The organism is Psychrobacter sp. S1-30-MNA-CIBAN-0213 (genome assembly GCF_040309845.1).
Classification (GTDB): domain Bacteria; phylum Pseudomonadota; class Gammaproteobacteria; order Pseudomonadales; family Moraxellaceae; genus Psychrobacter.
Genome location: NZ_JBEOPE010000193.1, coordinates 1 through 230 on the forward strand (window position 1 = coordinate 1; position 230 = coordinate 230).

General features: G+C 34.3%; 1 pseudogene. It reads right to left on the reverse strand.

Annotated features, from left to right (window positions below):
- Positions 1–212 (reverse strand): annotated as a pseudogene (locus AAEY87_RS14475) (hypothetical protein); the annotation flags it as partial.
- Between the last annotated feature and the right edge of the window lie 18 nt (positions 213–230).

The window sequence follows — 230 nt, forward strand, 5'->3', positions numbered from 1 at the left end:
GCCCATAATCGCTCAAATTCAGCAAAGGTTTTATCTCTTTTATACTTACGACGTAATAATATGACCAAGGTATTGTGATAAAAATAAAGTTCTGAATGACCCACCATCTGATGCTTCAAATTGTTTAAATGACTTTCTAAATCTTTACTTTTACGCTCGTCGGTAAGCGCTCCTAAGTCACACATTGACTCATCTATTAATGTGGCTTTCATTTCTGCAAAGCTTTTATT